This window comes from Bradyrhizobium sp. 199 (assembly GCF_023073355.1).
Classification (GTDB): domain Bacteria; phylum Pseudomonadota; class Alphaproteobacteria; order Rhizobiales; family Xanthobacteraceae; genus Bradyrhizobium.
Map to the genome: position 1 here is coordinate 225803 of NZ_JADPJI010000011.1, position 24771 is coordinate 250573.

Consider the following 24771-nt stretch of genomic DNA (forward strand, 5'->3'; position numbering starts at 1 on the left):
CGTTCGTTCGATGAGCTGCAAGGAGTGCCCATGGCCGACCCCGAAACGCCCGCCAACAGCCAGGGACCCGTGATCATTTCGAGCTCAAGCTCGGAGCGGGCGCCGATCATCTATTTCGACGGCGCATCCTGCTTCGGCCACCACAATGGCGCGATCCAGATCGAACTCGCCGCGAACTTGCTGATGCCGGTGGGCGCCGCCGTCAGGGTCGACGTGGTCCAGACCGCGCATCTGCGCTGCAGCGTGGCCGCGGCACTGGCGCTGCGCGAAGCGCTTGAAAAGGCGCTGGCGATGTTCAAGCAGGGGCAGCAGCAGCCCGCGGCGGAGGAGATTCCGGCGGTGAAGAATTGAGGCCAGAAGCGCGATCGCCCGTCAGCGCAATCGCAGCTTTCAGCCCACATGCACCTGCGGCTTCCGGCCCCCGTTCCACTTGCCGTCGAGCGCGCGCTCGATCTGGGCGGCGAGTTGCAGCAGCAGGCCGTCATTGGCCTGTTTGGCGATGGCCTGGATGCCGAGCGGCAGGCCGTGGTTCTGGCTGGCCATCGGCATCGAGACCGCGGGCATGCCGCAGAGATTGGCGAGCGGCGTGAAGGCAAAGAAGCGCCAGAGATTGCCAAACCAGTCGAGCACATCGGGATTGTCGGAGATGGTGAGATACTCCTTCGTGCCGACCTTCGGCGTCGGCAGCGCCGTGATCGGCGTCAGGATCACGTCCCATTGCTCGAAGAAGGCGCCGAAGCCGCGCGAGGTGGTGTTGAACACACCCTGCATCTTCGCCCGCTCGGCGAAACTGGTGTGCCGGCCGGCTTCCCAGACCCGGATGTTCATGGGCTCGATCAGGTCTTCCGGCGGCTTCTCCAGCCCGCGCGCGGCGAGCATATTGGAGATCACCACCGCGAAGTTTGAGATGTAGCAGGTGGTCTGCGCGGCGAAGGCGGCGCGAAAATCGAGATCGGGCAGGGCGTAGTCGACGTGATGGCCGAGGCCTTCGAGGAAACGGCCGGTCTTCTCCAGCTCGGCTGCGATCTCAGGCGTCGCGGTGTAGTCGCCCCAGGTGTGCGATAGCGCGATGCGCAGCTTTGAGGGATCGCGTTTGATCATCTCGGAATAGGGCTGCGCCGTCGTCCAGAACGGCATGAACTCGCCGGGCGCAGGTCCCCTCGCATGATCGACGAAGGCGGCGGTGTCGCGCACCGAGCGCGACTGGCAGCCCTGGATCGAGACGAGGCCGGTGAGATCGGACATGTGCGGCGCGAGCGAGAAAACGCCCCGCGAAACCTTCAGTCCGATATTACCGTTCACGCCGGCGGGAATGCGGATCGAGCCGCCGCCGTCGGTCGCATGCGCGATCGGCACCACGCCCGCGGCCACCATCGCAGCGCTGCCCGCGGACGAGCCACAGGTGGTGTAGTCGGTATTCCAGGGATTGCGGGTGACGTAGACGGCGGGATTGTCGGCGGAACTGCACACGCCGAATTCCGGCGTCGTGGTGCGCCCGATCAGGTTGAGGCCGGCCTGGCGGAGTTTGCCGGTCAGGAACGTGTCGGCGCTGGCGCGATTGCCGCGCATCAACAGCGAGCCCATTTCCTGCAGCCGGCCCTTCATCGTCGGCCCGAGGTCCTTCATCAGGAAGGGGAGGCCGGCGAAGGGGCCCGCGAGATTGGCGCCGTCCTTGGCTGGATCGGCGATGGCGTCCTCGAACAGCTCGACCACGCCCGACAGCGCCGGATTGACCTTGGCGACACCCGCGGCAGCCTGGCGCGCCAACTCCTTCGCCGTCAGCTCGCCCTTACGGACACGCGCCGCCAGTCCGACACCGTCGTGCTGCGCCCATTCATTCCAGCTCATCGGCAAAGTCATGCGATCCAAACCTCTTCGTGCGGCGCCACCTTAGTTTCGCACAGGAACAGTTTAATCAACCGAGGCGGCGCGAAGGGCAGGGTTGCGCCGGATGGAGAGGTAATCCCGCATTGCATGCGCACGCATCAATTCGAGAGCTTCGCGATCACCGCAACCGGCCCGCCGCCCGCCGGACCCTGATGCTCGGCGCCGCCGGAGACATAGACCGCTCCGGTGCCGGCGAGGCCGGCAATCAACCCGCCAACGGCAGCGCGGGCGTGGCGCGTCGAGCTGATATCGGTGTCTTCCAGCATGGTGTGGCGAAAGCCGCGCACGCTGCCATCAGGCGAGGCCTCGGCCTTGGCGAAGATGTTGACGAGCTCGCGGCCGGTCGTCGCCTGCGGCGGGGCGCCGAGCCCAACGCTCTCCAGCGCCGCAAGCACCGCGCCGGCGTCGATGGCATCGCTCATCACCGCATGCCCGATCTCGAATTCGCTCGTCGATGACATCGAATTGCCGAGCACGATGACGACGTTGTGCATCAGTTCGATCCCGGACGAGGTCGATGCAATTTTCGAGAACAGATCGTAGCGTCGCAGCACGTCCTCGTCGCGTATGCCAGGTGCGATCTCGCCGAGCGCGACCGCAACCCCGAGCGCGGAGGCGCCGCGCGAATAAGCCATCGAGCTGTAAGCGCTCGTCGTTACCGTCGTGTTGCCGCGCGCGTTCGCCGACTCGACGCGATCACTGGTGAGCAGCGGGCACTTGATCTGCACGAAATGGACGTCGGCCGGATCGGCGATACCGGCATCCTGCATTGCGGCCTTCACGGCGTTGGCCGTCTCCGTGATCTGGGTGGAGCGACCGAGCTCTTCAGGGAGGAAATCGCGGGTGTGCGCCATGCCGATGCTCAGGCGCTTGCCGGAGATGCCTGCCGGGCGCTGCAGAACGTCCCGGCGCGTGAACACGGTGATGTGTGGGCTGAGCACGCCCTCGGTGCCGCCGGACATCACGAAAGCGATGCGTTGCTCGACCGCCTGCGGCGACACGCCGAGCTGCGGCGCCAGCGCCGTGCACAGCGCGGCCACGGCATATTCCCGGGTAAAATCGTTGACGCCGCCATTGCCTTCGGTCTTGCCTAGGATGGCCAGGATGGATGCCGGATCGATCGCGCCGGATGCGATCATGCTCAGAAGGCCAGAGACGTCGCCGGGCCCCTTGGTAGCGATCCTGATGACGCCGACCGATGTCGTCCGCATGATAGTCCTCGTGTGGAGTTCGATGGTCCGGCCCGTGAAACAGCCGTCGAACCGAGGCGCATGTCAAGTGGCTGCGGCGCCCCGACGATTGTGGCGAGATCGCATTGCGTCAATAAAAAATCCCTTGTCGACGGCCGTCCGCCGCACCTTGATGAATCAACCCCGATTGGTCCATAAGCGGCGTCCCGCAGCCGGTGGTTCGCCTCCGCGATGCGTGGTTGGATAGAGGGGTTCTCGCGTGGCAAATATCAACCAGAAGATTGCGCAGGAGCTTGGGGTTCGGGCGGAGCAGGTCGAGGCGGCGGTGACGCTGCTCGACGGCGGCGCCACGGTTCCCTTCATCGCCCGCTACCGCAAGGAAGCGACCGGTGCGCTCGACGACGCGCAATTGCGCACCCTGGAGGAGCGCCTGGGTTACCTGCGCGAGCTCGAAGACCGCCGCAAGGCCATCCTCGAATCAGTCCGGGAGCAAGGCAAGCTCGATGCCGCGCTCGAGGCCTCCATTCTCGCTGCCGACAGCAAGGCCCGCCTCGAAGACATCTATCTCCCGTTCAAGCCGAAGCGCCGCACCAAAGCCGAAATCGCCAAGGAAGCCGGCCTCGAGCCGCTCGCCAATCAGCTGTTGGCGGAGCCTGCCAACGATCCGAAGGTCGTAGCGGAAAGCTTCGTCAACGCCGAGAAGGGCGTTGCGGACGTCGCCGCCGCGTTAGACGGCGCCCGCGCCATCCTGGTCGAGCGGTTCGACGAAGACGCCGATCTGATCGGGAGCCTGCGCGAGGAGGTGTGGACCAATGCGCGCATGGCCTCCAAGGTGCGCGACGGCAAGAAGACCGAGGGCGAAAAGTTCGCCGACTATTTCGAGTTCTCCGAGCCGCTGACCAAATTGCCGTCGCACCGCATCCTCGCGATGTTCCGCGGCGAGAAGGAAGAGATCCTCGATCTGCAGATCCAGGCCGAGGCCGAAGCGCAGCCGCCGGGCGTGCCGAGCGCTTACGAGCTCAAGATCATGAAGCGGTTCGGCATCGCCGACCTCAAGCGCGCGGGCGATCGCTGGCTGCTCGACACCGTGCGTTGGGCCTGGCGCACCAAGATCCAGGTGCATCTCAACATCGACCTGCGCATGCGGCTGTGGAACGCCGCTGAGACCGAGGCCGTGCGCGTGTTCGCCTCCAATTTGCGCGATCTCCTGTTGGCCGCGCCGGCCGGCACCCGCGTCACCATGGGGCTGGATCCCGGCTACCGCACTGGCGTCAAGGTCGCCGTCACCGATGCGACCGGCAAGGTCGTCGATACCGCCGTGATCTATCCGCACGAGCCGCAGCGGCAATGGAACGAGTCGCTCGCGATTCTTGGCAGGCTCGCATTGAAGCATCGCGTCGAGCTGATCGCGATCGGCAACGGCACCGCCTCGCGCGAGACCGACAAGCTCGCAGGCGATCTCGTCAAGGGTCTGGCCGAGCTCAAGATGACCAAGATCGTGGTGTCAGAGGCCGGTGCGTCGGTCTATTCGGCCTCCGCTTTCGCCTCGGAGGAACTGCCTGATCTCGACGTCACCCTGCGCGGCGCGGTCTCGATCGCCCGGCGTCTGCAGGATCCGCTCGCCGAGCTCGTCAAGATCGAGCCCAAGGCGATCGGCGTCGGCCAGTACCAGCACGACCTCGGCCAGGCCAAGCTGGCAAAATCGCTCGATGCCGTGGTTGAAGATTGCGTCAACGCGGTCGGCGTCGATGTCAACACCGCCTCGGCGCCGCTGCTCGCGCGCGTGTCGGGCGTCGGCTCAGGTCTGGCGCAGAGCATCGTGGCACATCGCGACGCCAACGGCCCGTTCAAATCGCGCAAGGCGCTCAAGGAGGTGCCGCGGCTCGGCCCGAAGGCGTTCGAGCAGTGCGCCGGCTTCCTCCGCATTCTCGGCGGCGAGGACCCGCTCGATGCCTCCGGCGTGCATCCGGAAGCCTATCCGGTGGTGCGGCGGATCCTCAGCGCCACCAAGAGCGACATCAAGGCGTTGATCGGCAGCAGCGACATCGTGCGCGCGCTGAAGCCGAAGGATTTCGTCGACGAGACCTTCGGTCTGCCGACCGTCACCGACATTTTGCGTGAATTGGAAAAGCCTGGCCGCGACCCGCGTCCGGCGTTCAAGGCCGCGGTGTTCATGGAGGGCGTCGAGGAGATCAAGCATCTCAAGAAGGGCATGATCCTCGAAGGCACCGTGACCAACGTCGCCGCGTTCGGCGCCTTCGTCGACATCGGCGTGCACCAGGACGGGCTCGTGCACATCTCGGCGATGTCCAAGACCTACATCAAGGATCCGCGCGAGGTGGTGAAGCCCGGCGACATCGTCAAGGTGAAGGTGCTGGACTTCGAGGTCGCGCGCAAGCGCATCTCACTGACATTGCGCCTCGACGACGAGATCGGCGCCAAGAAGGACGCCCCCGGCATGCAGCGCGACAACAGCTCGCGCAACCCCTCACGCATGACCTCCTCGGCGCCGCGAAAGCAGGAATCCTCCGGCGGCGGCGCCCTTGCCGAAGCGCTGCGCCGCGCAGCCGAAAAGAACGGCGGCAAGCGGGTGTAGCGCGCGCTGTCTTAACCTCTCCCCCGTAAGAACGGGGCGAGGGAGTGAGAGGCCAGTGCCTCCCTAACTCTCGCGTCAGAATCTGGCGTGTTTGTAAGTTGAAGCTGCCTGTTCCTTCCTTTCATCTGATCATCCTCGTGCGGCGTGGAGAGCGCCGCACAGCAAGGAGGATGTTTCGATGAACAACAGGCTTCTCAAAGGCCTCATCGTAGCGACGGTCGCCGCCGCGATGGCGGGTGCTTCACCGGTGCTCGCCAGAGGCGGCGGCGGTGGACATGGCGGCTTCGGCGGCGGCGGGCATTTCGGAGGTGGCATGCACGCAGGCGGCTTTGGCGGCATGCGTGCCGGCGCGATGGGCGGCGCGCGCTTTGCCCATGTCGGCGGTCCGGCGTTCGGCGGGGCACGCTTCGCGCACGCGGCGGTCGGGCCGCGCTTCGCCGGCGCCAGCTGGCACGGCCGCCACGCCTTCTTCCGTCATCATCACTTCCGCCGTTTCGCCGTCTTCGGCGCGCCCTTTTTCTATGCCGGCGATGGTTGCTGGCGCAGGAGCTGGACGCCCTATGGATGGCAATGGGTCAACGTGTGCGGAGACTATTGGTAGTCGTCTAGCGTACCGCACCGTTGTCGCGGTCGCCACCGGGCGGTTCCGTCCAGCCCCGGAACGGGATAGTCTGGTGGCGATCGTCGCGCGGAGTTCGTCATGACCGGAGGTCACCGCCGCATCCTGGTCGTCGAGGACGATCCGGAAACCGCAGGCCAACTCGTCGAGGAATTGACGATCTCGGGATACGAGGTCGATCTCGCTGCCAACGGCCGCGAAGCCCTGAGCCACGGCGCCGCGCGCGACTATGCCGTGATCACGATCGACCGGATGCTGCCCGATGTCGACGGCATCAGCGTGATGCGGCAATTGCGCGATGACGGCGTCGCCGCGCCGTTCCTGATCATCTCCGCGCTCGGCGAGGTCGATGACCGCGTGCGCGGCCTGCGCGCCGGCGGCGACGACTATCTCGTCAAGCCGTTCTCGTTCACCGAATTGCTGGCGCGGCTCGAGGCGCTCGGCCGCCGCAGCGAGACCATCGCCAAGGAAACGCTGCTGCGGGTCGGCGATCTCGCCATCGACCTGATCGCGCGCAACGCCAGCCGCCGGGGCCGCAAGATTCCGCTGCTGCCGCGCGAGTTTCAACTGCTCGAATATCTCGTCCGCAACGAGGCCCGCGTCGTCTCCCGCGCGATGCTGCTCCAGCACGTCTGGGACCTGCATTTCGATCCCTCCACCAACATCATTGACGTCTATGTGGGGCGCGTCCGCCGCAAGGTCGACGATGCCCAGGCCTATCCGCTTATCCACACCATCCGCGGCATTGGGTATTGCCTCCGTGCTCCTGGCTAAGACGCTCCGCTCCTCGACCTTCCGTTTGGCGCTGATCGCGATCGCAGCATTCGGACTGATCGTCGCTGCGATCATGGCCTATGTCTATTTCGGCACGCTGGCCTATGTGGAGGGCCGGCTCGGCCACGCGGTCGACCATGATAGCTTCACCGGGATGATCGAGCTCGCGATGGCCGCGGTCGCCGTGCTGCTGCTGGTGCTCGCGGGCCTCGCAGCCGTGCTGGTGACGCGGCGCACGGTGGGGCGGATCGAACAGATCAATGCCACCAGCCGCGCCATCATGCAGTCCGGCCTCGATCAGCGCATCCCCTTGCGCGGCAGCAACGACGAGTGGGACCGCGTCGCCGAAAGCCTCAACCAGATGCTCGACCGCATCGAGACGCTGATGGGCGAGGTCAAGCAGGTCAGCGACAACGTCGCCCATGATCTGCGCACGCCGCTGACGCGTATGCGCGGCCGGCTGGAAAAGGCCTATCACGCCACGCGCAACGGCGAGGCGGATGCGGCACTGATCGGCGACACCATCACCGATCTCGACGCCGTGCTTCACATGTTCGCCTCCATCACCCGGATCTCGGAAATAGAGACCCGCGCCCGCACCGGCGCCTTCCGCACGCTTGATCTTGCCGAGATCGCCGGCGAGGTCGTCGAGCTCTACGATGCCGCCGCGGAGCAGGTTGCTACGCGCCTCAGTCTTGCCGGAGACGGCGAGGTGCCGATCACGGGCGATCGCGACCTGCTGTTCGATGCCATCGCCAATCTCGTCGACAACGCCATCAAGCACGGCCGCCCGGGCGGGCAGGTGGCGGTAACCTGCCGCAGCGCGGGCGGTGGCGCTGTGATCGCCATCGCCGACGATGGTCCGGGCATTCCCACTGAGGAGCGCGATCACGTCTTCAAGCGATTCTATCGGCTCGAACAGAGCCGCTACACGCCGGGCAACGGGCTTGGCCTCAGTCTGGTGGCCGCAGTCGCGCGCCTTCATTGCGCCGAGGTCGCGCTGCATGACAATGCGCCGGGACTGATGGTGCAGCTCAGCTTCCCGGCGACATCTGCGAAGTGAGACCCGGCGGCCTCACAGCTCGATCACGCCGCGGCGCGCCGCGTGTGCCACCGCATCGGTGCGGCCGGTGGCATCCAGCTTGTCGAGCAGCGAGCCGACATGGAATTTCACGGTGTGCACGGAGATGCCGAGCCGGCGCGCGATCATCTTGTTGGAGGCGCCCTCGGCCATCAGCGCCAGCACGTCGAGCTCGCGCTGCGTCAGCGCGATGTCCTCGGGCATGCTGCGGGGCTCGCGGGCGACGATCGTCGCCGCCGCCTGCTCGCCGGGCCCGGCGAGACGAAGCCCGGCGATATTGCCGAGCAAGGCCGCCAGGCAATCGGCGAGGGCGGGATCGTCGATCTCCAGAGCGAGCACGATCTCCGGCGTCTTGTTCTCGCTCACGCCTCCGGCCTCTCGCCGACCGTGATCTTGAAGCTGACCGGCTCGCCGCCGCGGCGCACCGCGACATCGATCACCCCGCCGACGCTTGCAGGTCCGAGCGTCCGCGACAGCGCGCGCACGCCTGATAGCTTCTGGTCGTTGACCGCGACGATCACGTCGCCCTGGCGAATGCCGGCAGCGGCCGAAGGTCCGGCCTTGTCGACATTCATCACCATCGCGCCGACGCCGTCGTCGAGCCGGACCGGCTGCAGCCCGAGGCCGAGATATCCGCGCGCGATGCGGCCGCGCGTCTCGAGCTGCGCGGCGACGCGCTCGATCGTGGCCGTCGGGATCACCAGCACGCGCCGCGGACCGAGCACGGTCATGCCGAAGGCGTCGCCTGATGCGTCGAGCGCAAGACCGCCCTGCTGGGCGGGACGGAGGCGGACGTCAAGCTCGATCCGCGCGTCGATCTCGCCGCCGCGCAAGGAGCGCCAGTTCTTGCCGGACGCCGACACCATCCCGAGCGCCGCGCTCGCCGTCTCGCGGTTGGTCGCGACCACGACCGACAAAGCGCCCAGCGGCGGGACGGTTGCGGCGAGCTTGACCGGGGCCGCCGCGATGTCGGCGCGGAGCAGCGCGATATCGGTCGTATGGTCGCGGCCGGCGATCGTGGCGGTCACGCGGCTGCCGTCGGGCACGCCGATCTCGACCTCGCCCTCATCGGCCAGCGCCTCGTCGGCGGTGACGATCAGGCCTGCTTTCCAGACAAAGCCGGTCGCACGGAAGCGATGCGAGTGCACGGAGACGATTGAGGGCGCGGTGCGCGCCACGATTTCAGCGAGCGCGGATGATAGGGAAGACAGGGCGGTAAGGTCGGTCATGGCAGGCTCCTGTGGCTGGCCTCAATCTGGGATGTCGCGGGCAATTGTGAAACTGGCCGGGTGGTCAGGACAGGGACCGGTCGTAGGACCGCGGCCGACGAACAAGTGATTGGGAGCGCCTCACGGGAACGTGTAGCAATCGGCCGAACATTGCGCCGCACGGCCCTCAGCCTTTGAGCGAGTTGACTGATGACCATCGATCTTACCCGCCGCACCCTGCTCCAACTCGCCGGCGCGACCTCGCTCGCCATAGCGGCCGCGGCTGCGGCGCGTGCCGAGGGCGCTCCGCAGGGCAGCGGACCGACCTATGCCGGCCGCACGCCGATGCGGGTCGGCATGGTGACGCTGCGGGTGAAGAATCTCGACAAGGTTGCGGATTACTACCGTGACGTGATCGGGCTCACCGTGATGGAGCGATCCGCCAGCGTCGCGAAGCTCGGCACATCAGGCGTCACGCTGCTGGTGCTGGAAGCCCGCCCCGAGGCGGCAATTGAGCCGCGCAACGCCGCTGGCCTCTACCACACCGCCTTCCTGATGCCGACCCGCAAGGACCTGGCGCGGTGGCTGGTTCAGGCCGCCTCGCACCGCGTGACGCTGTCGGGCTTTGCCGATCATCTCGTCAGCGAGTCCGTTTATCTCGACGATCCCGAGGGCAACGGGATCGAGGTCTATGCCGACCGCGATCCCTCGCATTGGCAGTGGAGCCAGGGCAGCGTCAAGATGGCGTCCAACGAGCTCGACGTTCCCGATTTGCTGTCGCTGACCAATACGCGCGTGCCTGATTATGCCGGGGCGCCCGAGGGCTTGCGCATCGGCCACATGCACCTGCGTGTCGGCGATCTCGCGCAGGCCGGAAACTTCTATCATGGCACCATTGGTCTCGATCCGACCCGCAGCCGCAGCGGCGCCGCGTTCCTGTCGTCGGGCCGCTATCATCATCATCTCGGCATGAACGTGTGGCAGAGCCAGGGCGCGGGCCCGCGCGACGATCAGACGACCGGCCTTGCCTGGTTCTCGCTGGTGACAGAAAAGCCTGACATTCTCGCCGCGCAGGAGGAGCGCCTGCGCAAGGGCGGCGTGCAGATCACAATGCTCGCAGGCGGCGTGGAGGCCGCCGATCCCTGGGGCACGCGCGTGCGGCTTCTCAGGGTTTGATCGCCGGCGCGAGCGTTGGTAAGACCAGTCAAGCGCAAGCCGGCGCTCCGGGGTCCTCACCGACATGTCAGAATTCCACGGCGTCTTTCCTTATCTCGTCTCGCCCGTCGGTGCCGACGGCGCGGTACGCACCGAAGTCCTCGGCAAGCTCTGCGAGGATCTGATCGGCGCCGGCGTGCATGGGCTGACGCCGCTGGGCTCGACCGGCGAATTCGCCTATCTCGATGCCGCGCAACGGACGGCAGTCGTGCAGACCACCGTCGAGGCCGCGAAGGGCCGCGTGCCTGTTGTCGCGGGTGTCGCCTCGACCTCGACGGCGGATGCCGTGGCGCAGGCGAAAGCGTACCAGAAGCTCGGCGCCGACGGCATCCTGGCGATTCTGGAGGCTTATTTCCCGCTCACTGACGCCCAGGTCGAGTCCTACTTCCGTGCCATCGCGAACGCCGTGGACATCCCCGTCGTCATCTACACCAATCCGCAATTCCAGCGCTCCGATCTCACCCTCGACATCATCGCACGCCTCGCCGAGCATCCGCGCATCGGCTACATCAAGGACGCCTCGACCAATACGGGCCGGCTGCTCTCGATCATGAACCGCTGCGGCGACGCTCTGCGCGTGTTCTCGGCCTCCGCCCATATCCCGGCTGCGGTGATGCTGATCGGCGGCCTCGGCTGGATGGCGGGCCCGGCGTGCATTATCCCGCGCCAGAGCGTGGCGCTCTACGATCTCTGCAAGGCGGGCCGCTGGGAGGACGCCATGGCGCTCCAGCGCCGGCTGTGGCGCATCAACGAGGCCTTCGCCCGCTTCAATCTCGCCGCCTGCATCAAGGCAGGGCTTGCGATCCAAGGCTACGACGTCGGTGATCCCGTCCCGCCCCAGGCCCCGCTGACGGTCGAGGCGCGCAAGGTGGTGGAAGCGGCCCTGGGACAGGTGTCGTAGCTGCTGGTCACGCGGCAATATGCCCCGGTCCCGTGCCGGGAAAATCCCCACCTGCCAACCGAGAAACTTCCGCTGGTTTGCGACGTTGCTGCGTGAGCGAGATCTATCGCCCTGTACGCGTATCCCAGAGGAGACGTTGATCACGATGAATCGTCGCTACGCGATTGCCGCCGCAGCCTTCGCCGCCCTGCTGCTCGCCGTCACGGCCGCGAAGGTTCTGCATGTCCCAATCTCCTATGTGCCATGGGCGGCGCCCTCCGCACGTGCCGTCGAGCAGCGCGGCCCGCTGTCCGATGGCGAAAAGGCGACGATCGGCGTCTTCGAGAGCGTATCGCCCTCAGTCGTCCAAGTTGCTGTCAGGTCGGCGGCCAATCCTCTCATGGGCGAGGAAGGGCAGGGCGGCGGTGCTTCGGGCACAGGATTCGTCTGGGATCGCGGGGGGCACCTCGTGACGAACAATCACGTCGTGGCCAATGGCGGCGAGATCGCCGTGCGCTTTGCGTCGGGAGAGGTGGCTGAGGTCGATCTCGTCGGCCGAGCTCCCAATTACGATCTCGCAGTGCTGCGGATCCGCAGCGTGCGCGAGCTTCCGCCGCCGGTGGCGCTCGGCAGTTCGGGCGACCTGAAAGTCGGGCAGTCCGCATTCGCGATCGGCAATCCGTTCGGACTGGATCAATCGATGACCAGCGGCATCATCAGCGCGCTCAAGCGCAGGCTTCCGACCCATGGCGGCCGCGAGATTGCCAACCTCATCCAGACCGATGCTGCAATCAATCCCGGCAATTCGGGCGGGCCGCTGTTGGACTCTGCAGGCCGGCTGATCGGCGTCACGACGGCAATCATATCGCCGTCCGGCTCGAACGCCGGCATCGGGTTCGCGGTGCCGGTCGATGTCGTGAACCGGATCGTCCCCGAGCTGATCCGCAACGGCCGCGTCCCGACGCCCGGCATCGGAATCGTCGCGGCCGGCGAGGATGTGTCGACGCGGCTTGGCCTCGAAGGGGTGATCGTGGTGCGGACCGCCCCCGGCAGCCCTGCCGAGGGGGCGGGGATTCGCGGTGTCAACATGTCCACCGGCGCCGTCGGAGACATCATCACCGCGGTCGAAGGCAAGCCGGTGCGGCGCCTTTCCGACCTGACGGATGCGCTGGAGCAGGCCGGGGCGGGAAAGACCGTCCGCCTCACGGTCAAGCGGGGCTCGGACAGTCGCGATGTGAATGTAGGCATCATCGATATCGAGCGGTCTTAGCCCGTCAATCTGCGCCAGCAAGGGCCTTGATGCGCATTGCAGATGTGCCCGGGGTCGGTTGTCTGGCCTGTAAAATCGGCTAAAACCGCCGCCGTCGTTTTCCGGATTTCGAGGACATAGCGGAATGAACATTCTTCCCGGCAATTTGCGTTTCGGAGCGGGGCAGCCCGTCAAGCGTTTGGAAGACCAGCGGCTGCTCACCGGGAAGGGACAGTTCATCGACGACAAGCCGCAGGACGGCGCGCTGTGGTTGCACGTGCTGCGCTCGCCGCATGCCCACGCCAAGATCGCCTCGATCGATACCAGCGCCGCGGCCGCGATGCCCGGCGTTGCCGCGATCTACACGGGTGCCGATCTCGTCAAGGACGACATCGGCAGCATCCCCACGCTCAGCATCTTCAAGCGCCCCGACGGCAAGCCAATGACAGTGCCGCCGCGCCGGCTGCTCGCCCATGAAATCGTGCGCTATGCCGGTGAAGCCGTGGCTGCGGTGGTGGCGTCGTCGCGCGTGGAGGCGCAGACCGCCGCCGAGGCGATCGTGATCGAATACGACGTGCAACCCGCGGTGGTCGACCCGCTCGAAGCCGTCAAGCCCGGTGCGCCCGTGGTATGGCCCGAAGCGCCCGACAACATCGTCGGCGCCATGGCTTACGGCGATGCCGCCAAGGTCGACGAGGCTTTTGCCGGGGCGGCACACACCGTCGAGCTCGATCTCATCAGCCAGCGCCTGGTGCCGTCCGCGATGGAGCCGCGCTCGACCATTGCCGAGATCGACAAGAAGACCGGGCGTCTCCTGCTGCATGTGCAGTCGCAGACCCCGGCTTCGACCCGCGACGTGCTGGCGGAAGCCGTGTTGAAGCGTCCCAAGGACAGCGTCCGCGTGCTGGTCGGCGACACCGGCGGCGGCTTTGGCCAGAAGACCAACCTCTATCCCGAGGACGGCATTGTCGCCTATGCCGCAACCAAGCTGAACAAAAAAATCCGCTGGCGCGGCGACCGCACCGACGAGTTCGTCGGCGGCACCCACGGCCGTGATCTCACCTCGACCGCATCCTTCGCGCTGGACGAAAAGGGCAAGGTGCTGGCCTATCGCGTCAAATCGATCGGCTGCACCGGCGCCTATTCATCGGGCGCAGCGAATATCATCCCGCTGGTGCTCGGGCCGTTCGTGCAGACCGGCGTCTACGATCTGCCGCTGGTGCATTTCGAAGTGAAGTCGGTGATGACCCACACCGCGCCGGTCGGCGCCTATCGCGGCGCGGGCCGGCCCGAAGCGGTCTTCATTGTCGAGCGCCTGTTCGACGCCGCCGCGCGAAAGATCGGCATGGATCCGCGCGCGATCCGCAAAGCGAACTACATCAAGCCGGCGCAGCTGCCCTACACCAACGCAGCTGGGCAGGTCTACGATTCCGGCGCCTTCGCCCACATGCTCGACCGCGCCGTGAAGCTCGCCGACTGGGACGGCTTTGCCGCGCGCAAGAAGGCGGCGAAAAAGAAAGGCCTGCTCTACGGCCGCGGCCTCACCTCCTACATCGAATGGACCGGCGGCCGCGCCCACACCGAGAAGGTCAGCCTGCACGCGACCTCTCAAGGGCGCGTCGTGCTGCATTCCGGCACCATGGCGATGGGGCAAGGCTTGCAGACGACCTACACCCAGATGATCGCCGACACGCTCGGCATTGCCATGGACAAGATCGACGTGGTCCAGGGCGACACTGATCTGGCGATGGGCTTCGGCAGTGTCGGCTCGCGCTCGCTGTTCGTCGGCGGCACCGCGGTCGCGGTCTCCTCCAACGATCTGATCCAGAAGGCGCGCGAGAAGGCTGCGAACGTGCTGGAGACCTCGGTCGAGGACATCGAGTATCAGGGCGGCATGCTCACAGTGGTCGGCACTGACCGGCGCATCAGCCTGTTCGACATCGCCGAGAAGGAGAGCGGCGCCAAGCTCAGCGTCGATTCCGAAGGTGAGGTCGATGGTCCCAGCTGGCCCAACGGCACGCATATCTGCGAGGTCGAGATTGATCCGGAGACGGGCGTCTCCAAGGTCGTGCGCTATACCACCGTCGACGACGTCGGTGTCGCCGTGAACCCGATGCTGGTCACCGGCCAGATCCATGGCGGCGTCGCGCAGGGCATCGGTCAGGCGCTGTATGAAGGCGTCTCCTACGACGCCGACGGCCAGCTGCTCACCGCGAGCTACCAGGATTACTGCATCCCGCGCGCCGACGACGTGCCGCCGATCGCGGTGACGCTGGATGATTCCGCGCCATGCCGCACCAATCCGCTCGGTGCCAAGGGCTGCGGCGAATCCGGCGCCATCGGCGGCCCGCCTTGCGTCACCAACGGCGTGATGGACGCGCTCGCCGAGCTCGGCATCACCCAGCTGAACACGCCGCTGACGCCGCAGAAGGTGTGGCAGGCGATCAGGGATGCGAAGGTGGCGGGATAATACCGTCATTGCGAGCGCAGCGAAGCAATCCAGAATCTCTTCGCGGAGGGAGCCTGGATTGCTTCGTCGCAAGGGCTCCTCGCAATGACGGGTGAGAGGATCGCGCGGCTCAGATCCCCAGCATCATCTTCGCGATAATGTCGCGCTGGATCTCTGACGTGCCGCCGAAGATCGTGTAGGCGCGGCCATTGAGATATTCCGGCATCACCGTGAGCATCTCCTCCGGCGTCGGCGGCTCGTGGTTGAGCTTGTAGAGCGGGCGCATCGGTTCGACGGCGAGGGCGTCGTGGCCGATCACGTCGGCGCCGAGCCGCGTCACCGCCTGGCGGATCTCGCTGTTGCGCAGCTTCAGGATCGACGACACCGCGCCGGGATTTTGCCCGGTCTGCAGCGCCGAGAGCACGCGCAGCTCGGTCATCTCCAGTGCGTCGATGTCGATTTCGACCTCGGAGATGCGCGTTGCGATATCGGGGCTGTCGATGGCACGCCCGGTGAGGTCTGACTCGGCGAGGTCCGCGATCGCCTTCAGCCCCTCGCGAAGCTTGGCCGACGCAATGCCCGAACCGCGCTCGAATTCGAGCAGATATTTGCCGTAGGTCCAGCCCTTGCCTTCCTCGCCGACGCGGTTGGCCACCGGCACGCGGACGTCGTCGAAGAACACCTGGTTGACCTCGTGGTCGCCGCCGATGGTGAGAATGGGCCGCGTCGTGATGCCAGGTGTCTTCATGTCGATCAGGATGAAGCTGATGCCGTCCTGCTGCCGTGGCCCGTCGCTGGTGCGCACCAGCGCGAACATGCGGTTGGCGTGGTGGGCATGCGTGGTCCAGATCTTGGTGCCGTTGATGATGTAATCGTCGCCGTCACGTACCGCGCGCGTCTTCAGCGAGGAGAGATCGGAGCCGGAGCCCGGTTCGGAATAGCCCTGGCACCAATAATCCTCGCCGGAGAGAATCCGCGGCAAATAGAAATTCTTCTGCTCAGGCGAACCGAATCCGATGATGACCGGACCGACCATCTTCACGCCCATCACGTTGACATTGGGCACGCCGGCGCGTGCGGACTCTGTCTCGAAGATCCAACGCTGCGCCGGGGTCCAGTCCGGTCCGCCGTGTTCGACCGGCCAGCCCGGCGCACCCCAGCCCTGCCGGTGCAGCGCGCGCTGCCAGGCCCTCCCGACGTCAGGGTCGGAGAAAACTGACGGCGTCAGCGCGGTCGCGCGCTTCATCTCCTCGGTGAGAGTCTTCGCGATGAAGGCTCGCACCTCGCTCTGGAAGGCGCGCTCCTCGGCATTGAACGTGAGGTCCATGAAGCTCTCCCAGTGTCAGGCCCTGCGGCCAAGCTCGGCGTGTCGGGCGTAATGGTGCGCGGTGCCGCCAAACAATGTGTCGAAGGCGACGAGGCGCTTGAAATAGGCGCCGACCTCGAGCTCCTCGGTGACGCCCATGCCGCCATGGAGCTGGATCGATTGCTCGCCGACGAAGCGGGCGCATTTGCCGATCTTGGCCTTCGCGCCCGAAGCTGCCCGTGCCCGCTCGACCGGCGGGCTGTCCGCCTTGAGCGCGGCCCTTAGCGCCAATGAACGGGACTCGTCGACCTGCATCGCCATGTCGGCGAGGCGGTGCCGGATCACCTGGTTGGCCGAGAGCGGCCGGCCGAACTGCTTTCTGATCTTGGTGTATTCGAGCGTGGTGTCGAGCAGCGTCTGCATGATGCCGACTGCTTCCGCACCGAGCGCGGCCATGGCGAGGTCGACGGCCCATTCGGTCGCGGGTAGGGCATCGCTGCCGTCGCCGAGCAGGGCGTCCTCGGGCAGATGCACGTCGGAGAGCTCGATGTTGCAGGCACGCCCGCCGCCGAGGCGCGCGTAGTCGGAGATCGCGAGGCCCTCCGCCGTCGCCGGTACCATGAACAGGCCGATCCGCCCCGAAGGGCCGTGATGGTCGTGGATCAGCGCGGAGACGATGATCTCATCGGCGGCATGCCCGTCGAGCACGACGATCTTGCTGCCGGCGAGGCGCCAGCCCTGCGCCGTCTTGTTGGCGCTGGTGGCGACCTTGGCGAGGTCGAACCGTGCCGCGCGCTCGGAATGTGCAAACGCAAGCTTCAGTGACCCGTCGGCCACTTTGGGCAAGCTCGCCTGTTTCTGCTCGATGGTGCCGCATCTCGCGATCAATGCCGCTCCCAGCACCACGGTCGCGACATAGGGCTCCGACACAAGCCCGCGGCCAAAGGCTTCCATCAGGATGCCGATCTCGACCGCGCCGCCGCCGAGCCCGCCGAACTCGTCAGGCAGCGGCAGCGCCAGCCAGCCGAGCTCGGCGAATTGTTTCCACACCGAAGGGCTGAAGCCGAGCGGATCGTTCGCCATCTTGCGGCGGTGATCGGCGTTGTAGCTTCCGGCCACGAAGCGCTCGGCGCTCTCGCGCAGCAGCCTTTGCTCGTCACTGAGATTGAGATCCATGGTGTCTACTCCGCCGCCGCCGGCGGCTTGCGTACGGAGGGATGCAGGCCGGAGGGATCGACGATCATGCCGAACTCCTGAAGATTATGCGCGTGGCAGAGCTGATGCAGCGCAAAGGCCTGGTCGATCGCGGCGGGCTGCCCCATCACGTCGACCGAGCGGTTCACGGCTTCCTTGGTCATCTTCAGCGCGAAGGAGGGCTTTGCCGCGATCCTGCGCGCCAGCTCGAGCACACGGGAGGAGAGCTCAGCGCGCGGCACGACCTGATTGACCATGCCGAGCTGGTGCGCCTCCTGCGCGCTCCAGTTGTCGGCGGTGAACAGGAACTCCTTGGCCTTGCGCGGGCCAAGCTCCCAGGGGTGCACGAACCATTCGACCCCGCAGACGCCCATGGTGACGACGGGATCGCAGAACTGCGCATCGTCAGTGGCGATGATGAGATCGCAGGCCCAGGCCAGCATCAGGCCGCCGGCGATGCACTTGCCGTGCACCTCCGCAATGGTCGGCTTGGCGAGGTTGCGCCAGCGCCGGGTGATCTGGAGATAAATTTCCTGCTCGCGTGCGAAGCGGCCATGGGCATTTGGTTCAGCAAAACCGCCCCAATTTCCGATCGGCGGAAAATCGACGCCGGCGGTGTTCTTGCCGCCGGGGCGCAGATCGTGGCCGGAGGAGAAGTGCGGCCCGTTACCCGCGAGGATGATCACCTTGACCGAATCGTCCTGCACCGCCGCATCGAAGGCGGCGTTGAGGTCGTAGGTCATTTGCAGGTTTTGCGCGTTGCGCGCCTCCGGCCGGTTCATCACGACCCGGGTGATCGCCGGCTCAGGCCTCTCCACGAGGATGGTCTCGAACGAGGTCATCGCGTTCCCCCTGCCGTCTCCAGCGTTTCCATCGTTGTTTTGCCTGAGTTGACTATGTCGGCCCGTGCGAGGCAAGAGGCTTGCGTCAGCCGGCTGGCCTTTGGACACGCACATGCTTGTCGTCGTCATTCCGGGGCGCGAAGCGAACCCGGAATCTCGAGATTCTCAGGTGCGCAACCGCGCACCGTAGCTCGATGCTTCGCATCGCCCCGGAATGACGGAACAAATCTCGACACTCCGCGTGTCCGATCTGGTAGTTTTGCACCCAGATTCCACCGGGAGAAATTTAATGCGCAAGATCCTGACCGTGCTGGCGGCGCTGGCCTCGCTGAGCCTCACCAATTGCGGCTACAACGCGATCCAGAGCGAGGACGAGCAGATCAAGGGCAACTGGTCCGAGGTCGTGAACCAGTATCAGCGCCGCGCCGATCTCGTGCCCAATCTCGTCAACTCGGTGAAGGGCTTTGCGCAGCAGGAGAAGGATGTCCTGCTCGGCGTCACCAATGCGCGCGCCAAGGTCGGCAGCATCCAGGCAACGCCTGAGGTGCTGAACGACCCGGCAGCCTTCCAGAAGTTCCAGGCCGCGCAAGGCGAGCTCTCCAGCGCGCTGTCTCGGCTGCTGGTTGTCACCGAAAACTACCCGCAGCTCAAGTCGGACGCGCTGTTCAAGGACCTGATGTCGCAGCTCGAGGGCACCGAGAACCGCATCACGGTGGCGCGCAACCGCTACATCAAGGCCGTGCAGGATTATAACGTCACCATCCGCTCGTTCCCGAGCAACCTCACCGCGATGATGTTCGGCTACAAGGAGAAGCCGAACTTCTCTGTGGCAAACGAAAAGGAAATCTCGACCGCGCCGAAGGTGGACTTCAATCCGGCGCCAGCGCCGTCGAAGTAAGCGCGGCGTTTTGCGAATGTGTTTCGCCCCATCCAGCGCCGTCATTCCCCGCGTAAGCGGCGAATCCAGTACGCTGCGGCTTCACGGTTCAAGCACTGCGGCCTCTGGAATACTGGATCGCCCGCCTTCGCGGGCGATGACAGCGAGGGTGTGGCGAGCGTATTCCGTGGTCGCCTCATGTGTCCTCGCCCTCGCACTTCTCCTCGCCTTCGTCATCCCCGCCTCAGCCGACGTCGCCATCCCCCAGCTCACCGGCCGCGTGGTCGATCAGACCGGCACGCTCTCCAGCAGCGACATTGCGTCGCTGTCGCAGAAGCTGCGCGACTTCGAAACGCGCAAGGGCAGCCAGATCGCTGTTGTGATCGTGCCGACCACGCAGCCCGAGACGATCGAGCAGTTCTCGCTCCGCGTTGCGGAGGCCTGGAAGATCGGACGCAAGAAGGTCGACGATGGCGCGATCCTGGTCGTCGCCAAGAACGACCGGCATTTGCGCATCGAGGTCGGCTACGGGCTCGAGGGCGCCCTCACCGACGTCACCTCGCGGCGGATCATCGACGAGATCATCACGCCGAAATTCCGGACGGGCGATTTCGGCGGCGGCATCTCGGATGGCGTCGATCGTATGATCCGCGTCATCGACGGCGAGCCGCTGCCGGTTCCTTCTCCCACCGTGAACTTTGGCAATCTGGACGATCTCGCGCCGGTCTTCATCGTGACGCTGTTCGCCTCGATCGGGGTGGGCGGGTTCTTCCGGGCCATGCTGGGGCGGCTGCTCGGATCCTTGGTGACCGGCGGCATCATCGCAGGCTTGAGCTGGTTCATTCTCGGCTCCGCCGCGCTCGCCGCGGCGGTCGGAGTGCTCGGCTTCATCATCGGATTTGTCGCTGATCTGTTTTCGGCGATCACGCCAGGCACGGGCCGCTCGCGCGGCGGCTTCTGGTCGAGCGGCTCATCGGGAGGCGGTTGGAGCAGCGGATCGTCGAGCAGTAGCGGCAGCTTCGGCGGCGGTGGCGGCAGTTTCGGCGGCGGCGGCGCCTCGGGGAGCTGGTAGCGGTCATGAGCATCAAGCGCATTGCCAGACATCTTGTGCAGCATCATTGGCGGGCAAAGCAGATATTTCCGCAAGCCGTGCTCGACCGCATCGAGCAGGCGATCAAGCGGGGTGAGACCACCCATTCCGGCCAGGTCCGCTTCGTGGTCGAAGGCGCACTCGACGGCGGCCCGCTATTCCGCAACCAGCCGGCCCGAGCGCGCGCGCTCGACGTGTTCTCGCACCTGCGCATCTGGGACACCGCGCACAACAACGGCGTCCTGATCTATCTCCTGCTTGCCGACCGTGACGTCGAAATCGTTGCCGACCGCGGTATCCACGCGAAGGTCGGCGCCGAGGGCTGGGAAAACATCTGTCGCGCGATGGAGGCCGAGTTCGCGTCTAGCCAGTTCGAGCGCGGCGTGATCACCGGCATCGAGGCGGTCTCGCGCGAGCTGGCGCGGCATTTCCCGCCGCAGGGTCCGCATGCGAACGAGCTGCCGGACGCGCCCGTCGTGATGTGACGGACTGTGATGTGGGGGCGAGGTTGTAAGAGCCCAGTGGTCCGCCCATTCCATGGCCGTTCATCTTCCCCGATTACAATTTGTTTCACGTACGCCACACCGGTTCCATCTTCCCGGCCTAATTCGGCCCCGGATGACTTCCTAAAATTTGGGTAAGCGGGTCCACAGGTAAGGAATTCGCAAGCAATGAAAGTTACCAAATGGTCAACCGAGACTGGAGTATTTGAGCCGTGAGCGAACCAATGCCCGAGCAGGCCGTCCAGGATACTGCCGCCGTTCAAGCGACTGCGCCGCAGGCCGTCGAGGCTGCCGGCATCGAGGCCCCCTCGATTGCCCCCGACCACGAGACGCCGCCCAAAGCTGATCCGGTCGAGCCCGATCCGGTCAGGGTCGAGCCGCCTAAAATCGAGGCGTCGAAGATCGAAGTGCCGAAGTTCGAAGCCAAAGCCGAGACCAGCTCCGAGCCAAAGCCCGGAAAGCTCATCGTCATGGCGCCCTCGGAGCGGTCCTGGGACCGCGAGGATGCCTCGCATGTGAAGGTGGACGAGCCGCGCGAGACCGGCGGCAAGCGCCGCTTGTCGGCGATGGCCGCGGTGGTGGCGATTGCCGCCAGCGTCGGCGCGATCAGCGGCGCGCTCGCGACCGCCGGCATGATGCACTTCGCAGCCCCTGCGCCGGTGCAGGTCGCCGACACCAGCGCGCTGGATGCTTCGGTCGCGCGGATCGATGCCGACCTTGTCGCGCTGAAGGCCAATGTCGAGCACAGCTCGAAAATCGCGGTAAGCCAGTCCAATCGCGCCAATGACCGCCTCGACAAGCTCGAGAAGGCGCAGGCCGAGCCGATGGCCAAGATCGCAAAACTGTCGGAGACCGTCGACAGGCTCCGCGCCACGCCGCCCGCCGCCCCGGCGCAGGCTGCAGCCGCAACGCCCGCCAAGGAGACCACCGGCTCGATCGCGCCGACCGAGGTTGCAGCCGCCGCCGCCGCAACGGCCCCACTGCCGGTCGCGCCCAAGACCGAAGTCGGCCGTCTCCCGACGGTCGAGGGCTGGAGACTGCGCAACGCCGCCAATGGCGGTGCGCTGATCGAGGGCCGCGACGGCCTCTACGAGGTCTATCCCGGCGATCCCATCCCAGGCCTTGGCCGCGTCGACGCGATCCGCCGCCAGGACGGCCGCTGGGTGGTCATCACCAGCAAGGGCCTGATCGTCGCGCGCTGAGCGGTCGATTTCCGTTCCCAAGGAGGCGCTTCACCACTGTGTGAGGCGCCTTTTTGCTTGAATAGGCATCCCAGCGCGGTGTTACCTGGGACATGAGCCGCGCGTTGCGAATTCTCGTTGCTGCCGCCGTGTTGTTTGGCGGCGCCGCCTCGCTATCGGCGGGGGAGACGGCGCAGCTGATGCGCGGCACGGCGATCACCGATCCCGATCTCCTGCGCAGGCTCGATGAGAACGACGTGCTCACGATCTCGCGCCTGTTGTCGCCGGAACGGGAGGCGGGCCGTCCGCTGACGACCGACCTGCTGTTTTCGGAGCTGTCGCAGCTCAAGCAAATTCCGCTGGTGATCGACGCGGAGTTCGATCGCTACATCGCTCAGCGGAAGGCGGAATATCCAAGCGAGACCGTGGGCGTCGGCGAAGGTTTTGATGTGCAGCTGTTCGACCGGACTGTGCTGACATCTCCGAACACGCGCTTCGTGCTCGCCGGCATCGTCAACCGCATGGACCGCGCCTATGTCGCCGAAGAGTCCTGCGGCGAGATCCGGCTGATCTACCGGCTCGCGCGTTTCGAGGGCGGCAAGACCGCCACGCGCCTGCCGATGACGTTCAATCTGGTGATGAAGGCGAGGGATGCGCGCCAAACGAACGGCAACGGCAAGCCGATCGCTTGCGCCGAGGTCGCGCGGCGCTGGCTTGACAATGGCAATTGGCAAGAGCTGATCCGCGGTCGAGACGACGCCTTGCTCGATCGGATCGAGACCAACATTCAAATCTCCATCGCGCCGAAATCGGCGCTGCACGACTTCCGCTCCGACTATCTGCTCAAGGTGTTCAAGTACGACGCGGCGACGAAACAGTTCGGGGAGGCGGTGCTGGAGAACCAGATCGACCGCGACCGCATCCTCTCCGACGAAGCGCTTCGGCGCGACTTCAAGGCCTGGCTGCTCGCACCCGAGAATTTGCGCGAGTTCGATCGCGGCACGGTGCTGATCCCCGAGAAATTTCTGGCCAGGGCCGCGGTAGTGCCCACACCCGCAGGCCTTGATGCCTCGGCGCTGCAGCCGGAGTTCGGCATGGTGCAAGGAGAAGGAAAAGGCGAGGGCCGCGACGACCCGGTCTTCACCGACAACGAGGTGGTCGGCGCGTTGAAGCAGGCAGCCGCGCGCGGGGACATGCAGAACATCCGCTCGGTCGCGGGGTTCCAGCGCCGTCTCAACGACGTCACCTGCTCAGGCTGCCACCAGACCCGCGGCATCGGCGGCTTCCATTTTCCCGGGGTCGACTGGCTCGCGGACAGGCCGGCCAACGCTTCTATCGTGCCGGCCTCGCCGCATTTTGTCGGCGACCAGGTGCGCCGCCGCGACATCCTGACGGCGTTTGCCGCGGGCAAACGCCCTGATTTCTCACGCGGATTTGCCAGCCGGCCGCAGACCCGCGGCAGCCGGGAGCTCGCCGGGAGCGAATATCAGGACGGCTGGGGCGCGCATTGTTCTCTCCAAGATGCGGGATCGGGAACGCCAGACAAGAGTTTTACGCCATGGAGCTGTGCTAACGGTCTCGCCTGTCAGGCTGCCGCGGCCTCACGCCGCATCGGCATGTGCTTCATCAAGACGCGCTAGACCAGAACAAGCGATTTGGATCATTCATGACGAATCCCGGCGAAGCCAACAAGGAGCGCAATCGCGATATTGCGCGCAATGAGGAAGCCAAGCAGGTCACCGGCAGCGCCCGCGTGAGCATCTGGGCGATCGCGACGGCCGTCATCGTCGGCGGTATCCTGTTCACGCTCGGCTGGATGTCGTGGAGGTAGCCGCGTCCTTCTTCGTCAGGCCCGGGCTTGTCCCGGGCGTCCACGTTCTCCTCTCCGGGCTCAAAGACCGTGGATGGCCGCGACAAGCCCGGCCATGACGGCGCTGAGGGTCCGGTGCGTAGCCCTCACTTCGCGTAATTCGTCATCCGCTTCCCCGGCAGCAGCTCATAGGCCGGCTTCCAGCCGGGCAGTGCGGCCATGCGCTCAAGCCAGGCTTGGATGGCAGGATGGGTTTCCGCGAAGTCAAAACCGTGCTCGTCGCTCGGATAGTGCAGATAGGCCATCATCGAGATATCGGCGACCGTTGGCCTCGTGCCGATCGCGAATGCATTGTGCTGGAGATGGCTGTCGAGAATGCCGAGGAAATCCTCGAGCCGGCGACGAAAATGCTTCAGCACCTGCGGGTCGTTTTTCTCGGTGAAGGCGCGCATGAAGCGATAGGTCGCCATGTAGCCGGTGAGCTTGTGGTTGTCCCAGAACAGCCAGCGCAGCAGCTCGAAGTTTTCGTCCTCCGTATCGCCGCCGAAGCGGCCGTATTGCTGGGCTAGCTTGAGCAGAAGGGGCGCAGTCTGCGTCATTTTCACGCCGTCGATTTCGAGCACGGGAATCTCGCCCATTGGATTCACGGCCTTGCGCCACTCTGCCGTGCGCGTGACGCCGCCGCCGAAATCGGTCCAGACCGGCTCGAACCTCTCGCCGCAAAGCGTCAGCATCAGCGCCAGCTTGTAGCTGTTGCCGGATTCGGGGAAGTAGTGCAGGCGGTAGCTGGGCATGGAAACCTCGCGAGGCGGAATGCAGA

At 65.8% G+C, this 24771-nt stretch carries 23 protein-coding genes; 15 read left to right on the top strand and 8 right to left on the bottom strand.

Annotation, left to right across the window (positions count from 1 at the left end):
• Positions 1–30 precede the first annotated feature (30 nt).
• On the top strand, positions 31–351 hold the full coding sequence (locus IVB28_RS28660) for a hypothetical protein (protein ID WP_247530797.1): 321 nt from the start codon (positions 31–33) through the stop codon (positions 349–351).
• 39 nt (positions 352–390) lie between these two features.
• Here the strand turns inward: IVB28_RS28660 and IVB28_RS28665 are convergent, their stop codons facing one another.
• Entirely contained in the window at positions 391–1860 is a 1470-nt protein-coding gene (locus tag IVB28_RS28665; RefSeq protein WP_247530799.1) for an amidase, read from the bottom strand.
• Positions 1861–1985: 125 nt separating this feature from the next.
• Positions 1986–3098 (bottom strand): ring-opening amidohydrolase, encoded by a 1113-nt coding sequence (locus tag IVB28_RS28670; RefSeq protein WP_247530800.1) that lies wholly within the window; start codon positions 3096–3098, stop codon positions 1986–1988.
• Between the two features lie 238 nt (positions 3099–3336).
• On the opposite strand from IVB28_RS28670, the gene IVB28_RS28675 reads away from it, so the two are divergent.
• The 4 genes from IVB28_RS28675 to IVB28_RS28690 all read left to right on the top strand — a co-directional run bounded on the left by IVB28_RS28675 (position 3337) and on the right by IVB28_RS28690 (position 8129).
• The gene (locus tag IVB28_RS28675; protein ID WP_247530802.1) at positions 3337–5673 is read left to right on the top strand and encodes a Tex family protein; all 2337 of its coding nucleotides are present in this window, start codon (positions 3337–3339) and stop codon (positions 5671–5673) included.
• Between the two features lie 178 nt (positions 5674–5851).
• Positions 5852–6274 carry a hypothetical protein gene (locus IVB28_RS28680; RefSeq protein ID WP_247530804.1) on the top strand — a complete coding sequence of 141 codons (423 nt, stop codon included), beginning with the start codon at positions 5852–5854 and terminating at the stop codon, positions 6272–6274.
• A gap of 99 nt (positions 6275–6373) precedes the next feature.
• Complete coding sequence (locus tag IVB28_RS28685) at positions 6374–7066, top strand: response regulator transcription factor (RefSeq protein ID WP_247530806.1); 693 nt, start codon at positions 6374–6376, stop codon at positions 7064–7066.
• Positions 7053–8129 carry an ATP-binding protein gene (locus IVB28_RS28690; RefSeq protein WP_247530807.1) on the top strand — a complete coding sequence of 359 codons (1077 nt, stop codon included), beginning with the start codon at positions 7053–7055 and terminating at the stop codon, positions 8127–8129. Before IVB28_RS28685 ends, IVB28_RS28690 begins: the two co-directional genes overlap by 14 nt.
• Positions 8130–8141: 12 nt before the next feature.
• Here IVB28_RS28690 and IVB28_RS28695 read toward each other — a convergent pair whose 3' ends face one another.
• Both IVB28_RS28695 and IVB28_RS28700 read right to left on the bottom strand, forming a co-directional pair.
• Positions 8142–8513: a helix-turn-helix transcriptional regulator gene (locus tag IVB28_RS28695; RefSeq protein WP_247530809.1), complete on the bottom strand. Its 372-nt coding sequence runs from the start codon at positions 8511–8513 to the stop codon at positions 8142–8144.
• On the bottom strand, positions 8510–9376 hold the full coding sequence (locus IVB28_RS28700) for a S1C family serine protease (protein WP_247530811.1): 867 nt from the start codon (positions 9374–9376) through the stop codon (positions 8510–8512). The genes IVB28_RS28695 and IVB28_RS28700 overlap by 4 nt, the downstream gene beginning before the upstream one ends.
• Before the next feature lie 189 nt (positions 9377–9565).
• Here IVB28_RS28700 and IVB28_RS28705 point away from each other — a divergent pair, with 189 nt between their 5' ends.
• The 4 genes from IVB28_RS28705 (at position 9566) to IVB28_RS28720 (ending at position 15169) form a co-directional block, all read left to right on the top strand.
• On the top strand, positions 9566–10531 hold the full coding sequence (locus tag IVB28_RS28705) for a VOC family protein (RefSeq protein WP_247530813.1): 966 nt from the start codon (positions 9566–9568) through the stop codon (positions 10529–10531).
• 64 nt (positions 10532–10595) lie between these two features.
• Positions 10596–11471: a dihydrodipicolinate synthase family protein gene (locus IVB28_RS28710; protein ID WP_247530815.1), complete on the top strand. Its 876-nt coding sequence runs from the start codon at positions 10596–10598 to the stop codon at positions 11469–11471.
• A gap of 145 nt (positions 11472–11616) precedes the next feature.
• Positions 11617–12720, top strand: a complete 1104-nt coding sequence (locus IVB28_RS28715) for a trypsin-like peptidase domain-containing protein (RefSeq protein WP_247530817.1) — start codon at positions 11617–11619, stop codon at positions 12718–12720.
• Between the two features lie 124 nt (positions 12721–12844).
• Positions 12845–15169, top strand: a complete 2325-nt coding sequence (locus IVB28_RS28720) for a xanthine dehydrogenase family protein molybdopterin-binding subunit (RefSeq protein WP_247530819.1) — start codon at positions 12845–12847, stop codon at positions 15167–15169.
• A 109-nt stretch (positions 15170–15278) separates the two neighbouring features.
• On the opposite strand, the gene IVB28_RS28725 is transcribed toward IVB28_RS28720, so the two are convergent.
• From IVB28_RS28725 to IVB28_RS28735, 3 genes are read right to left on the bottom strand one after another with little or no spacing between them, the layout of a single operon-like run.
• Positions 15279–16475 carry an acyl-CoA dehydrogenase family protein gene (locus IVB28_RS28725; protein ID WP_247530820.1) on the bottom strand — a complete coding sequence of 399 codons (1197 nt, stop codon included), beginning with the start codon at positions 16473–16475 and terminating at the stop codon, positions 15279–15281.
• Between the two features lie 15 nt (positions 16476–16490).
• The gene (locus IVB28_RS28730) at positions 16491–17630 is read right to left on the bottom strand and encodes an acyl-CoA dehydrogenase (protein ID WP_247530823.1); all 1140 of its coding nucleotides are present in this window, start codon (positions 17628–17630) and stop codon (positions 16491–16493) included.
• 5 nt (positions 17631–17635) lie between these two features.
• On the bottom strand, positions 17636–18490 hold the full coding sequence (locus IVB28_RS28735; protein WP_247530825.1) for an enoyl-CoA hydratase: 855 nt from the start codon (positions 18488–18490) through the stop codon (positions 17636–17638).
• A 289-nt stretch (positions 18491–18779) separates the two neighbouring features.
• On the opposite strand from IVB28_RS28735, the gene IVB28_RS28740 reads away from it, so the two are divergent.
• From IVB28_RS28740 to IVB28_RS28765, 6 genes are all read left to right on the top strand, one after another.
• The gene (locus IVB28_RS28740; RefSeq protein WP_246928152.1) at positions 18780–19388 is read left to right on the top strand and encodes a LemA family protein; all 609 of its coding nucleotides are present in this window, start codon (positions 18780–18782) and stop codon (positions 19386–19388) included.
• Between the two features lie 136 nt (positions 19389–19524).
• Positions 19525–20439, top strand: a complete 915-nt coding sequence (locus tag IVB28_RS28745) for a YgcG family protein (protein ID WP_247530827.1) — start codon at positions 19525–19527, stop codon at positions 20437–20439.
• Between the two features lie 5 nt (positions 20440–20444).
• Complete coding sequence (locus IVB28_RS28750; RefSeq protein WP_247530829.1) at positions 20445–20942, top strand: TPM domain-containing protein; 498 nt, start codon at positions 20445–20447, stop codon at positions 20940–20942.
• Positions 20943–21184: 242 nt separating this feature from the next.
• Positions 21185–22162, top strand: coding sequence for a hypothetical protein (locus IVB28_RS28755; RefSeq protein ID WP_247530924.1), 978 nt, complete (start codon positions 21185–21187; stop codon positions 22160–22162).
• 92 nt (positions 22163–22254) lie between these two features.
• The gene (locus IVB28_RS28760; protein ID WP_247530831.1) at positions 22255–23781 is read left to right on the top strand and encodes a hypothetical protein; all 1527 of its coding nucleotides are present in this window, start codon (positions 22255–22257) and stop codon (positions 23779–23781) included.
• Between the two features lie 26 nt (positions 23782–23807).
• Positions 23808–23972 (top strand): hypothetical protein, encoded by a 165-nt coding sequence (locus IVB28_RS28765; RefSeq protein WP_247530832.1) that lies wholly within the window; start codon positions 23808–23810, stop codon positions 23970–23972.
• Between the two features lie 125 nt (positions 23973–24097).
• On the opposite strand, the gene IVB28_RS28770 is transcribed toward IVB28_RS28765, so the two are convergent.
• Positions 24098–24745, bottom strand: coding sequence for a glutathione S-transferase family protein (locus tag IVB28_RS28770; protein ID WP_247530834.1), 648 nt, complete (start codon positions 24743–24745; stop codon positions 24098–24100).
• Between the last annotated feature and the right edge of the window lie 26 nt (positions 24746–24771).